Origin of the sequence: Streptomyces marincola (assembly GCF_020410765.1) — a bacterium.
GTDB lineage: Bacteria > Actinomycetota > Actinomycetes > Streptomycetales > Streptomycetaceae > Streptomyces > Streptomyces marincola.
In genome coordinates this window covers 2,448,245-2,462,215 of record NZ_CP084541.1, presented here as the reverse complement: position 1 = coordinate 2,462,215, position 13,971 = coordinate 2,448,245, and the positions used below count along the sequence as shown (strand labels likewise).

Here is a 13,971-nt window from a genome sequence, read left to right as displayed (position 1 = left end):
AGGAATACCGCTCATTCCTGCCACTGCTCACTGCCCGAGGTCGCGTCATGGCAAGCGGAGAATCCTGGACCGACGACGTTGACGAGGCGGTCAACGATGTATTCCAGCCGATCAGAGATGTCCTGTATGACGCGGTGTTCTACGAGATCGACCTCTTCGGCAGCGCGTTCCCGCTGATCGTCGGCTGGCTCGTGGTGGCCGGCGTGGTGCTGACCGCCTACTTCGGCGCTCCCCAGTTCCGCTACCTGGGCATATCCCTGCGCCTTGTGCGCGGCAAGTACGACCAGCCGGACGCCCCGGGCGAGGTCACGCACTTCCAGGCCCTCACCTCGGCGGTCTCGGGCACGGTCGGCCTCGGCAACATCGCGGGTGTCGCGATAGCCGTGTCCATCGGCGGTCCAGGGGCCGCGTTCTGGATGATCATGTGCGGCCTGCTCGGCATGGCCACCAAGTTCGTCGAGTGCACACTGGGCGTGAAGTACCGCGAGATCGACGAGAACGGCCGCGTGTCCGGCGGCCCGATGCACTACCTGCGCAAGGGGCTCGCCGAGCGCGGGCTGCCGGGGCTCGGCAAGGTGCTCTCGCTGCTCTCCGCGGTGATGATCCTGTTCTTCGCCCTGTTCGGCGGCAACCTCTTCCAGGTCAACCAGAGCCTTGAGCAGCTCGCCACCTCGACCGAGGACTACACCGGCTTCTTCGGCGGCTCGGGCGGCGCCCTGCTGTTCGGCGTCGTGGTCGCGGCCCTGGTCGCCGCGGTGCTGATCGGCGGCATCCGCGCGATCGGCGAGGTCACCAGCCGCCTGGTCCCGGCCATGGCGATCCTGTACCTCACCGCCTGCCTGGTGGTCATCCTCTTCAACGTCGGTGACGTGCCCGACGCGATCGGCACCATCGTCACCGAGGCGTTCAACCCCGAGGGCGTCACGGGCGGCCTCATCGGCGCCCTGATCATCGGCTTCCAGCGCGCGGCGTTCTCCAACGAGGCGGGCGTCGGCTCCGCCCCCATCGCCCACTCGGCAGTCAAGACCAAGCGCCCGGCGACCGAGGGCCTGGTCGCCCTGATCGAGCCGTTCCTCGACACGGTGATCGTCTGCGCGATGACCGCCCTGACCATCGTGGTGGCCGCGGGCCCCGAGTACATCGCGGCCCGGGATGCCGCGGCCGAGGGCGGCGAGGTCAGCGGCACGACCGTCGGCATCTCGATCACCTCGGACGCCTTCGAGACGGCCATGCCCTGGTTCCCCGGCGTGCTGACCGTGGCCGTCTTCCTGTTCGCCTTCTCCACGGTCATCACGTGGGGCTACTACGGGCAGAAGGCGTGGTCCCACCTCTTCGGCGACCGGCCCGTGTCGGTGAACATCTACCGCGTCGTCTTCTGCCTGTTGATCGTCGCGGGCGCGCTGCTCTCGGTCGGCACGCTGGTCGACCTGGCCGACGCCTTCCTCTTCGCCGCGGCCGTGTGCAACATCATCGGCCTCTACCTGCTGGCCCCCGTCGTCAAGCGCGAGCTGACCAAGGTCCTCGTCTACGTGCGCCGCCGCGACGCGGGGGAGAGCGACGCGCAGATCGAGGCCGACGAGGCCAGGGCGGCGGGCGAGAACGGCTCCGGGGAAGGTGCCACCCTGGCGAAGTGAGGCCGGGGCGCGGCGTTCTACGCTGGCGGCATGCTGACCATCTCGTATGAGCTGCGCGACCGGATCGTCGCGCACGCCCGGACCGATCACCCCGACGAGGCGTGCGGGGTGATCGCCGGGCCGGCCGGCAGCGACCGGCCCGAGCGGTTCATCCCCATGCTGAACGCCGCGCGCTCGCCCACGTTCTACGAATTCGACTCGGGCGACCTGCTCCGCCTGTACCGGGAGCTGGACGAGCGCGACGAGGACCCCGTCGTCATCTACCACTCGCACACCGCGACCGAGGCGTACCCCTCGCGCACGGACATCAGCTACGCCAACGAGCCGCTGGCGCACTACGTCCTGGTCTCCACGGCCGAGTGCGGCAACGACGAGGGGCCGGTGTCGTTCCGCTCGTTCCGCATCGTGGACGGCACGGTGACCGAGGAAGAGGTCCGCTTCGTCTGACCTCCGGGGGGCGGTGGCGGGCGCGGAACGCCGCATCTCTCGCGCTTCGAGACGGTTGTCCGGATGGTGGGACAAGGGCTCGGGTCGGCGGTCGGGAATCGATACGATGCACGCATGGTTGTCCAGGACGTGAGCGGCGAACGAGTGATCAGTGGTGCCCCGCTGCTCGTCGCGCGGCTGCACGTCGACCTGTGCCGCCTCGCCGGCTGCCTGTGTACCGCGCCTCGTTGATCCCCCGCCGATCCGTCGCCGCCGTTCCGTTCCGCACCCGCCCGCCTCAACCAGGAGGTCATCCATGGCCATCGAGGTCAGCATCCCGACCATCCTCCGCACCTACACCGACGGCCGGAAGGCCGTGGAGGGCAGCGGCGACACCATCGCCGAGCTGTTCACCGATCTGGAGGCCAACCACCCCGGCATCAAGGACCGGCTGGTGGAGGGCGAGGCCCTGCGCCGCTTCGTCAACGTCTATCTGAACGACGAGGACGTCCGTTTCCTGAGCGGCATCGAGACCAAACTGACCGACGGCGACCGGGTCACCATCCTGCCCGCCGTCGCCGGGGGCATGCGCTGATGCGCTTCGACTCCCCGCTCGCGGCGGTCGGCAACACCCCGCTGGTCCGGCTGCCGCGGCTCTCGCCCAGCGACTCCGTACGGATCTGGGCGAAGCTTGAGGACCGGAACCCGACCGGTTCGATCAAGGACCGCCCCGCGCTGTTCATGATCGAGCAGGCCGAGAAGGAGGGCCGGCTCACGCCCGGCTGCACCATCCTGGAGCCGACCTCGGGCAACACCGGCATCTCGCTGGCCATGGCGGCCCGGCTCAAGGGCTACCGCATCGTGTGCGTGATGCCGGAGAACACCTCGTCGGAACGGCGCGAGCTGCTGGCGATGTGGGGCGCGGAGATCATCTCCTCGCCCGCCGCCGGCGGTTCGAACACGGCGGTCAGGGTCGCCAAGGAACTGGCCGCCGAGCACCCGGACTGGGTGATGCTCTACCAGTACGGCAACCCTGGCAACGCCGGCGCGCACTACGCCGGCACCGGTCCCGAGATCCTCGCCGACCTGCCGTCGATCACGCACTTCGTGGCCGGCCTCGGCACCACGGGCACCCTCATGGGCGTCGGCCGCTACCTGCGCGAACAGCGGCCCGGCATCCAGATCGTCGCGGCCGAGCCGCGCTACGACGACCTCGTCTACGGCCTGCGCAACCTCGACGAGGGCTTCGTTCCCGAGCTGTACGACGAGTCCGTGCTCACCTCGCGGTTCTCCGTCGGCTCCGCTGACGCCGTGGCCCGCACGCGCGAACTCCTCTCGCAGGAGGGCATATTCGCCGGTGTCTCCACCGGCGCGGCGCTGCACGCGGCCGTCGGCGTCGGCCGCAGGGCGGTCAAGGCGGGGGAGCCGGCCGACATCGTGTTCGTGGTCGCGGACGGCGGCTGGAAGTACCTGTCCACCGGCATCTACACGGCCGAGTCGACCGAGGAGGCCGTCGCCCGCCTCCAGGGCCAGCTCTGGGCCTGAGGCCGCAGGGCGCCGGGCCGGACCCAGTCCGGCCCGGCGGCCCGCCCGGGCGCGCGTCACACGGAGTGTCGGTGCCTGCACGTAGAGTCTGCTCGTGTGACCGTGCGCAGCTACTCCCGTTCTTCCGGCGGTGTGGAGAGGACGGTCTGGACCAGGATCACCGCCCGGGACTCCCTGGCCAGACGGCTCGACTGGCCGCTGCTCGTCTCCGCCGTGACCCTCTCCCTGCTCGGCACCCTGCTGGTGTACTCGGCCACCAGGGGCCGGATGGACCTCAACAGCGGGGAGCCGGAGTTCTTCCTGGTCCGCCACTTCTTCAACGTCTGCGTCGGGGCCGGGCTCGCCGCCCTGACCGTCTGGCTCGGCCACATCAGGCTGCGCACCGCCGTGCCCGCGCTCTACGTGCTCTCGGTGCTGCTGTCCCTGCTGGTGCTGAGCCCGCTCGGCTCCACGGTCAACGGCTCGCGCAGCTGGATCCAGCTCGGCGGCGGCTTCGCCTTCCAGCCCTCCGAGCTGGTCAAGGTCGGCGTCGTGCTGGCGATGGCCACCCTGCTCGCCGCCCCGCTGGAGAGTGACGGCAGGCTGCGCCCCGACACCAGGGCCGTGCTCCAGGCGCTGCTGATCGCCGCGCTGCCCGCGGCGTTGATCATGCTCTCGCCCGACGTGGGCCAGACGATGGTGGTGGCGGCCATCGCGCTCGGCGTGCTGCTCGCCTCCGGCGCGGGGCGGCGCTGGGTCCTCGGGCTGCTCGGCCTCGGCGTGGCGGGCGCGCTGGCGGTGTGGCGGCTCGGGCTGCTCGACGAGTACCAGATCGACCGGTTCGCGGCGTTCGCCAACCCCGCGCTCGACCCGGCCGGGGTCGGCTACAACACCAACCAGGCCAGGATCGCGATCGGTTCCGGCGGGCTGACGGGGCAGGGCCTTTTCCACGGCAGCCAGACGACCGGGCAGTTCGTGCCCGAGCAGCACACCGACTTCATCTTCACGGTCGTGGGCGAGGAGCTGGGGTTCCTCGGCGCCGGGACGGTCGTCCTGCTGATCGGCGTGGTGCTGTGGCGCGGCTGCCGGATCGCCGCCCACGCCCCCGACATGTACGGCACGATCGTGGCCGTCGGCATCGTGACGTGGATCGCGTTCCAGAGCTTCCAGAACATGGGCATGGCCCTGGGCATCATGCCCGTCACGGGTCTGCCGTTGCCGTTCCTGTCCTACGGGGGATCGTCCATGTTCGCCATTTGGATCGCTATCGGTCTCTTGCTTGCCATTCGTGTCAGATCTCGTAGCAGAATGTGATCGAACGGGCTTGAGGGGGCATCTGACCGCCCGTTCGGCGCCGTGGCGTGCCCGTCCGCCGCGCTGGTGATTCCGCCCACACCCCGGCCCGCACCGGGAGCAGCCGGGCCCGTGGCGACTTACAGTCGTTCGAACCCCACTACGGAGGTTCCCCCTTCCATGAAGCTCACCGTCGTCGGCTGCTCGGGGTCCTTCCCGTCCGCGGACTCGGCCTGCTCCAGCTACCTCATCGAGGCCGAGGGCTACCGGCTGCTCCTTGATATGGGCAATGGCGCCCTCGGCGAGCTACAGAAGTACTGCGGGCTGTACGACATCGACGCCATCGCGCTCAGCCACCTGCACCCGGACCACTGCATCGACATGTGCGGGTACTTCGTGGCCAGGTACTACCGCCACGAGGGCGGCAGGTGCGACCCCGTGCCCGTCTACGGGCCCGAGGGCACCGAGCGCCGGCTGACCACCGCGTACGCCGACACGCCCACGGACACCTCGATGAGCGAGGTCTTCGACTTCCGCACGCTGGCCCCGGGTTCCCGGTTCGAACTCGGTCCGCTGAGCGTGGTCGCGCAACGCGTCACGCACCCGGTGGAGACCTACGGGTTCCGCGTCGAGCACGAGGGCAGGGCGTTCGTCTATTCGGGCGACACCGGGCGCTGCGCCGAGCTGGCCTCCCTCGCCGCGAACGCCGATCTCTTCCTGTGCGAGGCGTCGTTCACCGACGGCAAGGAGGACGCCCCCGAGGTGCACCTCACCGGCCGGGAGGCGGGGGAGTGCGCGCGGGAGGCGGGCGCCGAGCGCCTGGTGCTCACCCACATCCCGCCGTGGACGGACGCCCAGACGAACCTGTCCGACGCCAAGGCCGTTTTCGACGGCCCGGTGGAGCTGGCGAGGCCGGGCGCGGTCTACGAGATCTGACGCCGCGGGCCGCGGGCGGCGCCGGGCTGGCGGAGGGCGGCGTTCCGGCTCCGGGTTAGGCTCGCCCACATGTCCCGTATCGACGGCCGCTCGGCCGACCAGCTCCGCCCCGTCACGATCGAACGCGGCTGGAGCAAGCACGCAGAAGGATCGGTGCTTGTGTCCTTCGGAGACACCCGGGTGCTGTGCACCGCGAGCTTCACCGAGGGCGTGCCGCGCTGGCGGCGCGGCGGCGGCGAGGGCTGGGTGACCGGCGAGTACGCGATGCTGCCGCGCGCGACGAACACGCGGGGCGACCGCGAGTCCGTGCGCGGCCGGATCGGCGGCAGGACGCACGAGATCTCGCGGCTCATCGGCCGTTCGCTGCGCGCCGTCGTCGACTTCAAGGCGCTGGGCGAGAACACGGTCGTGCTCGACTGCGACGTGCTCCAGGCCGACGGCGGCACGCGGACCGCCGCCATCACCGGCGCGTACGTGGCGCTGGCCGACGCGATCGCGTGGGGCCAGCGGCAGAAGCTGGTCAAGGCGAAGGCCCAGCCGCTGACGGGCACCGTCTCCGCGGTGAGCGTCGGCATCGTGGCGGGCACGCCCCTGCTCGACCTCGCTTACGAGGAGGACGTGCGGGCCGAGACCGACATGAACGTGGTGTGCACGGGCGACGGCCGGTTCGTCGAGGTGCAGGGCACGGCGGAGGGCCAGCCGTTCGACCGCGGGGAACTCGACGCGCTGCTCGACCTCGCGGCGGCCGGCTGCGCCCAGCTCGACGGCGCCCAGCGGGCCGCCCTCGCCACCGGGTGAGCCGGGTAAAGTGGAGGCAAAACCAGGGGAGGGAGACGCCGATGCCGGGAAGGCCGGTCGTATCGGGGGCAGTGTCGGCGGCGCTCGCCGTGGCCGCGGCGATGACGCTCGGCGCGTGCGACGTGCAGCGCGCCGTGGACTGCGCGCGGCTCGCGCTTGAGGTCTCGCAGAGCGTGGACGAGCTGGAGCAGGCGGCCCAGGGGGAGAACCCGGACGTGCTCGTGGACGCCGTGGACGCGGTGGGCAACGACATCCAGGAGCTGCGCGACACCGTGGACGACGTCGACGTCCAGGAGGCCACGGACTCCGTCGAGGAGGCGGTGGACAGCGTCCGCGCGGGCGTCGAGGACGGGACGTCGATCGACCTGTCCCCGCTCGGTGACGCCGTGGACGCGCTGACGGACGTCTGCGCGTAGGCGCCGGTCCGCACGGGGCGTTCGATATCGCGAACGCCCCACAGAATTTCGAACCACACCCTTGACGGTGCGACAAACGCGTCCTTAGCGTGTCCGCACTCCGGCTGATCGTGCCCTCAGCCGGCCGTTCCGGCAAGGGAGCTGGTGGTGACGGACCGGGTGTCGAAGGAGAACCGCCCGTTCCGCCGTGCCGCGCGCCCGTTCCGCGGCGCCGCGCGCGCGGGGTCGCGCACCGTGCCCCGGGCCGCGCGCCCGCGCGCGCCCGCCCCCGGGCCGCGCGCCGTCCGCGCCGGTGCCCGGCCGGCTGCCTCCGCCCCCGCGTTCGCGCCCGCGCCCGCGTTCCCGTTTGCAGGAGAACGGCCGCCGGCGCCCGGCGCCGCGCGGGGCGCGAACCTGCGGCCCGCACGCCCCTGGCCCGGGAACGCCACGGGCTGCGCCGCCCGGAGCGCCGCTCGCGCCGCGGGGCGCCCGGGGCGGCGCCTCCCCGACTTACCGGGGCGGCGCGCCAGCGCCGCGCTCCCGGCAGCCAGGACGCAACCGAACGAGGGACGACGATGACCCTTCCTTCTCCTGCCCCGCCCCAGCCCCCCGATCTCACCCGCCGCCGGCTGCTCCGCCTCGGCGGCGGCCTCGGCGCGGCCGGCCTGCTCGGCGGCGCGCTCACCGGCTGCGGCGGCACCGCAGAGGCGGAACCCGTCACCTCGGGGACCGTCGACCTGTCCTTCTGGACCCACGACGACGCCTACGTCGAGTACTTCCGCACCGCCGCCGAGAACGCCGCGGCGGCCGGCGCCTCCCCGTTCCGCTGGCGCCTCAGCCCCACCCGCGCGGGCGCCTCCGACGTCGTCACCAAGACCATCGCCCAGGCCATCGCGGGCCGCGGCACCCCGGACGTGGCCGGCCTTGAGATCGGCGCGTTCCCCCGGCTCCTGCGCGGCGAGCTGGCGGCCGAACTGCTCCAGCCGCTCGACGACGCCGTCGCCGATGTCCGCGACGACCTGCTGACCGTGCGCACCGCGCCGTTCAGCAAGGACGGCACCCTCTACGCGCTCGACTCCGACGCCCCCCTGGTCGTCTACTACTACCGCGAACCCGAGTGGGGGCGGATCGGGCTGCCCACCGACCTCGGCTCCTGGGAGGAGCTGGCCGAGGCCGGCGCCCAGGCGCACCGGCGGCACGACGTCTGCGTCGGCCAGGTGACCGTCGGCAGCGAACTCGGCCAGGTCGTCCAGAGTTTCGACATGCTGCTGATGCAGCGCGGCGGCACGCTCTTCGACGAGCGGGGCGAGCTGGCCATCGACTCCGCGGAGGGCGAGGCCGTGCTGACGTTCATGGCCCGCGGCGTGCAGGAGGGCTGGATCGCCACCGTCGCCGACCCGATGGGCCCGTCCATGCAGGCCGCCCTCAAGTCCGGGCACGTCATCGGCCTGTGGATGGCCACCTGGTACAAGATCTACGGCCTGGTGCCCAACGTGCCCGAGCAGTCGGGGGAATGGCGCATCCGCCCCCTGCCCGCGTTCCGCGACGGCGGCTCGCGCACCTCGTTCACCGGGGGCACCGGCTTCGCCGCCCTGCGGGACAAGGAGAACACGCTCGCGGCCGTCGACCTGATCACGGCCGGCTACCTCACCCCGTCGGAACAGGTGCGCCGCTTCCTCGACCTCGGCTACCTGCCCACCAGGCGTTCCGTCTACGACAGCGGGGAACTGCTGCGCACCGAGGACGAATACTGCGGCGGCCAGCGGATGTTCGAGGTCTACCGGGGGGTCATCGACGAGGCGCCCGTCTTCCACCTCAGCCCCGACAAACCGGTGCTCGACACGGTGCTCAGCGGCTACCTGCTGCGCGCCTACCGCGGCGACCTGTCCCCGCGCGAGGCGCTGCGCCGCGCGACCGACGACTTCCACGGCCAGACCCGGTCGTCCCGCTCGTGAAGGGCAGCCCGATGACCCCACCACCGGCCGGGCGGGAGGGCAGGCGCAGGCAGCTCGCGCCGTACGCCTTCATCGCCCCGTTCTACGTCCTCTACGGCCTGTTCATGATCGTCCCCATCGCGGCGGGCGTGTACCTGTCGATGACCGAGTGGGTGGGCCTTGGCACACCCGAGTTCGTCGGTCTCGACAACTTCGCGAACCTCGCGCGGGACACCAGCTTCCACAAGGCACTCGGCAACTCGCTGATCTTCGTGCTGATCAGCCTCCTCGTCGTGGTGCCGGCCGCGCTGCTCATCGCGCAGGCCCTCAACACCCGCGGCCTGCGCGCCCGCGACCTGTTCCGCGTCACCTTCTTCATCCCGATGGTGCTGTCGCCCATCGTCATCGCCCTCGTCTACAGCCTGCTGCTCGACCGCGACTACGGCCTGGTCAACTCCGTGCTGCGCGCCCTGTTCGGCACCGGCACCACCGACTGGCTCGGCGACCCGACCCTCGCCAAGGTCTCCGTCGGCTTCGTCCTGCTGTGGCGCTGGGTCGGCTACCTCACCATCTTCTTCCTCGCCGCGCTCCAGGCCGTTCCCAGGGAGCGCTACGAGGCCGCCGAGATCGACGGCGCGGGCCCCTGGCGGACGTTCACCGCGGTCACCCTGCCCGGCATCAGGCCGGTCACCGCGTTCGTCGTCGTCACCTCGTTCATCGGCGCCTCCCAGCTCTTCGACGAACCGTTCCTCATCACCGGCGGCGGACCCGGCGAGGAAACGCTCACCGTCGCCATGTTCGTCTACCGCGCGGCCTTCGACCGCCAGCAGTTCGGCTACGCCGCCGCCGCGGGAGTCGTGCTGTTCGTCGTCGTCTTCGCGATCAGCCAGCTCCTGAACCGCCTGCTCTCCATAGGGAGGACGTCATGAGCGCCGCGACCCCGGCCCCGCCCGCCGCGGCACCCGCGGCGCGCCCCGCGCCCGACCGGAAGGGCAACCGCCCCAGGCGGCGCGGCAGCCGCTCCGGGCGCGTCGCGCTCTACCTCACCCTGTCCGTGCTGCTGCTGGTGTTCGTCGCGCCCATGGTGTGGGCGGTCAGCGGCTCGTTCAAGCCGCGCGGCGACATCTTCGAGTACCCGCCGAACCTCATCCCCAGCCCGGCCACCCTGGAGAACTTCGGCAACCTGCTGTCCGGCCAGCCGTTCTGGCGCTGGTTCGCCATCAGCGTGACCACGGCGCTGCTCGCCACCGCGGTCGCCGTGTTCGTGTGCGCGCTCGCCGGGTTCGCGTTCGCCAAGTACCGGTTCGCGGGGAAACGGGTGCTGTTCTCGGTGATGTTCAGCTCGCTCTCCGTGCCGTTCGCCGTGATCCTCGTGCCGCTTTTCGTGCTCGTGGTGAAATCCGGCCTCTCGAACCCGTGGTTCGCGCTCATCGTGCCGTGGGTCGCCCCGGCGTTCGGCATTTTCATGATGCAGCAGTACATCATCCAGTCGATACCCGACGAGATACTCGAAGCCGCGCGCATCGACGGGGCCTCCGAGTTCGGCATCTTCCTGCGTGTGGTCCTGCCGCTGCTGCGGCCCCCGCTCGGGGCCCTGGCCGTCTGGCAGTTCCTCCAGAGCTACAACAGCTTCCTGTGGCCGCTCGTCCTCATCTCGGACACCGACAGCTACACCCTGCCGCTCGGCCTCAACATCCTCTTCCGCGCAGAGAACCGCTCGTTCGACCTCGTGCTGCCGGGCGCGGTCCTCGCCTCCGTGCCGACCATCCTCGTGTTCCTGCTGCTGCGCAAGCAGTTGCTCGAAGGGCTTTCGGCCGGCGCCGTCAAGGGCTGAGGAACGCCGGCCCGCACCCCGCGGGCCCGCGTTCCCGACGACCGGCCTGAGCCCGACCCGCACACCCGCACCAACGGAAGAAAGAAAAGAGCGCACGTCATGCACAGGCTTCCCGGCCGGGTTCTCTTCGGTGCCGCCTATTACCACGAATACCAGCCCGTTCCGCGGCTGGAGGAAGACCTCGACCTCATGGCCGAGGCGCGTTTCAGCGTCATTCGCGTCGGCGAATCCGTCTGGTCCACGTGGGAGCCGGACGACGGCGTCTTCGACCTCGACTGGCTGCAACCCGTACTCGACGGCGCCCACCGGCGCGGCATCCACGTCATCCTCGGCACCCCCACCTACGCGGTGCCGCCGTGGCTGGCCCGCATCCACCCCGAGATCAACGCCGAGCGCCGCACCGGGCAGCCCATGGGCTGGGGCGTCCGACAGGAGATCGACTACACCCACCCCGCGTTCCTCTTCCACGCCGAACGCGTCATCCGCCGCGTCGTCGCCCGCTACGCCGACCACCCGGCCGTCATCGGCTACCAGGTCGACAACGAGCCGGGCAACGAACTCTTCCACAACCGCGGCGTCTTCCAGCGCTTCGTCGACCACCTGCGCCGCACCTACGGCTCGGTCGAGGAGATCAACGAGCGCTGGGGCCTCACCTACTGGTCCCACCGGCTGTCCACGTGGGCCGACCTGTGGACCCCGGACGCCAACGGGCAGCCGCAGTACGACCTGGCCTGGCGCCGTTTCCAGGCGGGCCTGACCACCGACTTCATCGGCTGGCAGGCCGACATCGTGCGCGAGTACGCGCGCGACGACCAGTTCGTCACCACCTGCATCTCCTACGAGCGGCCGGGCATCAAGGACGACGACCTCACCCGCCGCCTCGACATCACCGCGGGCAACCCGTACTACCGCATGCAGGACGGCCTCGCCCTGCCCGACACCGGCCAGGACGAACAGGGCTGGACCACCAGCGGCACGTGGTCGCTGTACGCCACCGCCGACCGCATGTACGCGTCGCGGCAGGAACCGTTCCTCGTCACCGAGACCAACGCCCAGGCCATCGGCGGCCCCTGGGTCAACGAACCCGCCTACGACGGCCAGTGGCGCCAGGCGGCGTGGGCCCTGGTCTCGCGCGGCGCCGCCATGATCGAGTACTGGCACTGGCACACGCTGCACTTCGGCGCCGAGACCTACTGGGGCGGCGTGCTGCCGCACAGCCTGGAACCCGGCCGCGTCTACGAGCAAGTCGCCGCACTCGGCGCCGAGTTCGAACGCGCCGGAGAGCTGGTCGCGGGCCTGACCCCCGACGCGGACGTCGCGATGGTCTGGTCGGCCGACACCAAGTGGGCCCTTGAGGGGCACCCGATGCTGCACGACGAGCGAGGCGATCCTGACCGCCGCTCCTACCGCGCGGTCTTCGACGCGTTCTACCGGGGCGCGTTTGACGCCGGTCTCCAAAGCCGCGTCCTGCACCCCTCGCAGATCTTCGCCGAGGACCCGGCGGCCTTCGCCGCGCGCCACCCGCTGCTGATCGCCGCCGGGCTGCTCGTCGCGGGCGACGACCAGCTGCGCTGGCTCGCCGCGTACGCCGCGGCCGGCGGCCACCTGCTGCTCGGCATCCGTACCGGGTACGGCGACGAGGAGGTGCGGGCGCGCCGCGAGGTCAAGCCCGCGTTCCTCACCGAGGCGGCCGGCGTGTCCTACGACGAGTTCTCCACGCTCAGGCGCCCGCTCGGCGTCGTCGCCCCCGAGGGCTCCCCGCTCGCCCTGCCGGGCGACGCGGTCGCCACCCGCTGGGCCGACGGTCTGCGCCCGGCCGGCGCTGAGGTCCTGGCCGCCTACGAGCACCCGCACTTCGGCCGCTGGCCCGCCGTCACCACCCACGCCCACGGCGAGGGACGCGTCACCTACGTCGGAACGGTCCCGAGCCCCGGCCTCGCCGCGGCCGTGCTGCGCTGGTGCGCCCCGGCGACCGGGGACCGCTGGCGCGCCACCGCCGACAGCCAGACCGTCACCGGCGCCACCGCCGCCGACGGCACGCGGCTGCGGTTCCTGCACAACTGGACCTGGCTGCCCAGCACGTTCGAACTGCCCGCCGCCGCCCGCGACGTGCTCACGGACGACGAACTGGCCGCCGGCACCGCCCTGACCCTCGGCCCCTGGGACGTCCGCGTCCTGGCGGAACTCCCGTGAGGCCCGCCCCGCCCGGCCGCAAGTTGCCCGGTCGGGCGGGGCACCGGCGGGCCGCTCCGTGAGGCGACTTCGACCGCATCGCGCGGTGCCGGAGGTGGCCGTCGTCCTCGGCCAGGCAGGAGCGTGACGTCAGTTGCCGCTCTCGTGCTCATCGGGAGGTGCCGCTCCGCGCACCCGGTCGAGGTATCCGGCGGAACCGGCGCTGATCGGGATGGCTGCGACTTCCGGGTTGTTCCACGGGTGGTGCTCCAACAGGTACGCCTCAAGCGCCGGATACCGGTCGGCCGTGGTCCGCAGGACGAGTTGCCACTCCTCGCCGGTGCCGAACCGGCCCAGGTGCCAGAAGACGGAGGTCACCGGGCCGAGGATCTGAGCCCCGGCGGCCAGCCGGGCCGCCACCGCCCCCCGCGCCAGACGCTCCGCCGCCTCGCGGCTCTCGGTCGCGGTGGACACCTGCACGCAGTCGGTCATGCCACGAGGCTACTGAGGCCGACACCGCGGCGGCGGCCGGCGCCGATCACCGGCAGTGGCCTTCTGCCGTGTGAGGAGCGGGCGGGGTCGGGGTCCTTCGCGCCCCGGGGACGTCCGGGTTCTCGCCGAACAGCCGTGGAGCCTTCACGGCTGTTTCGGTCTCCATCAAACTCTTTCTTGACCACCGGAGGCAGGCCCATGATGAGGAAGTCCTCAGGTATCCGACTTCTCGCGACTCATCGATTGTTATCCGTCCAGGCGGTGCGGAAAGCGGTATGCGGAGTATCTGTGCGGTGCGGTTCACCTGCGTGTCAGCTTTCCGTGGCCCGTTCTTCATCTTTCCGCTACGATCAACACGCATTCCGTGAACGGTCGATCGACGCGGCAGACGTCAAGTCGGCGGTATCTCCTTCCAGGTTGGCAGAGTCGCCAACGGCGGCTCTTGCTGCTTGCTCTTCGTCAATGACGTGAGTGTCGACACCACTCCCTGACCTTTTGGCGGCGTGGTGGCGCGGGACTCGGTATCCCGCGTC

14 protein-coding genes are annotated in these 13,971 nt (G+C 71.2%); 13 read left to right on the top strand and 1 reads right to left on the bottom strand.

Translation table 11 applies throughout. The features are described 5' to 3' along the window. Nucleotides 1-47: 47 nt before the first annotated feature. From LC193_RS10345 to LC193_RS10290, 13 genes are all read left to right on the top strand, one after another. A complete protein-coding gene (locus tag LC193_RS10345; RefSeq protein ID WP_226073537.1) occupies nucleotides 48-1,634 on the top strand; it encodes an alanine/glycine:cation symporter family protein in 1,587 nt (528 codons plus the stop codon). Between the two features lie 30 nt (nucleotides 1,635-1,664). Then, the gene (locus tag LC193_RS10340; protein WP_226073536.1) at nucleotides 1,665-2,081 is read left to right on the top strand and encodes a Mov34/MPN/PAD-1 family protein; all 417 of its coding nucleotides are present in this window, start codon (nucleotides 1,665-1,667) and stop codon (nucleotides 2,079-2,081) included. 114 nt (nucleotides 2,082-2,195) lie between these two features. After that, nucleotides 2,196-2,312 carry a putative leader peptide gene (locus LC193_RS29080; protein ID WP_318842141.1) on the top strand — a complete coding sequence of 39 codons (117 nt, stop codon included), beginning with the start codon at nucleotides 2,196-2,198 and terminating at the stop codon, nucleotides 2,310-2,312. A gap of 64 nt (nucleotides 2,313-2,376) precedes the next feature. Then, nucleotides 2,377-2,655, top strand: a complete 279-nt coding sequence (locus LC193_RS10335) for a MoaD/ThiS family protein (RefSeq protein ID WP_226073534.1) — start codon at nucleotides 2,377-2,379, stop codon at nucleotides 2,653-2,655. Beyond that, entirely contained in the window at nucleotides 2,655-3,605 is a 951-nt protein-coding gene (locus tag LC193_RS10330; RefSeq protein WP_226073533.1) for a PLP-dependent cysteine synthase family protein, read from the top strand. The genes LC193_RS10335 and LC193_RS10330 overlap by 1 nt, the downstream gene beginning before the upstream one ends. A gap of 96 nt (nucleotides 3,606-3,701) precedes the next feature. Next, on the top strand, nucleotides 3,702-4,898 hold the full coding sequence (gene rodA, locus LC193_RS10325) for a rod shape-determining protein RodA (protein WP_226073532.1): 1,197 nt from the start codon (nucleotides 3,702-3,704) through the stop codon (nucleotides 4,896-4,898). 159 nt (nucleotides 4,899-5,057) lie between these two features. After that, nucleotides 5,058-5,813, top strand: coding sequence for an MBL fold metallo-hydrolase (locus LC193_RS10320; RefSeq protein WP_226073531.1), 756 nt, complete (start codon nucleotides 5,058-5,060; stop codon nucleotides 5,811-5,813). Between the two features lie 69 nt (nucleotides 5,814-5,882). Beyond that, nucleotides 5,883-6,611 (top strand): ribonuclease PH, encoded by a 729-nt coding sequence (gene rph, locus LC193_RS10315; RefSeq protein ID WP_086160303.1) that lies wholly within the window; start codon nucleotides 5,883-5,885, stop codon nucleotides 6,609-6,611. A gap of 41 nt (nucleotides 6,612-6,652) precedes the next feature. Beyond that, the gene (locus LC193_RS10310; RefSeq protein ID WP_159029875.1) at nucleotides 6,653-7,027 is read left to right on the top strand and encodes a hypothetical protein; all 375 of its coding nucleotides are present in this window, start codon (nucleotides 6,653-6,655) and stop codon (nucleotides 7,025-7,027) included. Nucleotides 7,028-7,581: 554 nt separating this feature from the next. Continuing rightward, the gene (locus LC193_RS10305) at nucleotides 7,582-8,961 is read left to right on the top strand and encodes an extracellular solute-binding protein (RefSeq protein ID WP_226073530.1); all 1,380 of its coding nucleotides are present in this window, start codon (nucleotides 7,582-7,584) and stop codon (nucleotides 8,959-8,961) included. 11 nt (nucleotides 8,962-8,972) lie between these two features. Then, nucleotides 8,973-9,869, top strand: a complete 897-nt coding sequence (locus LC193_RS10300; protein WP_226073529.1) for a carbohydrate ABC transporter permease — start codon at nucleotides 8,973-8,975, stop codon at nucleotides 9,867-9,869. After that, on the top strand, nucleotides 9,866-10,774 hold the full coding sequence (locus LC193_RS10295; RefSeq protein WP_226073528.1) for a carbohydrate ABC transporter permease: 909 nt from the start codon (nucleotides 9,866-9,868) through the stop codon (nucleotides 10,772-10,774). The genes LC193_RS10300 and LC193_RS10295 overlap by 4 nt, the downstream gene beginning before the upstream one ends. 99 nt (nucleotides 10,775-10,873) lie before the next feature. Next, entirely contained in the window at nucleotides 10,874-12,967 is a 2,094-nt protein-coding gene (locus LC193_RS10290) for a beta-galactosidase (protein ID WP_226073526.1), read from the top strand. A gap of 129 nt (nucleotides 12,968-13,096) precedes the next feature. Here the strand turns inward: LC193_RS10290 and cutA are convergent, their stop codons facing one another. Then, nucleotides 13,097-13,438, bottom strand: a complete 342-nt coding sequence (gene cutA / locus LC193_RS10285; protein ID WP_226073525.1) for a divalent-cation tolerance protein CutA — start codon at nucleotides 13,436-13,438, stop codon at nucleotides 13,097-13,099. Nucleotides 13,439-13,971: the final 533 nt, after the last annotated feature.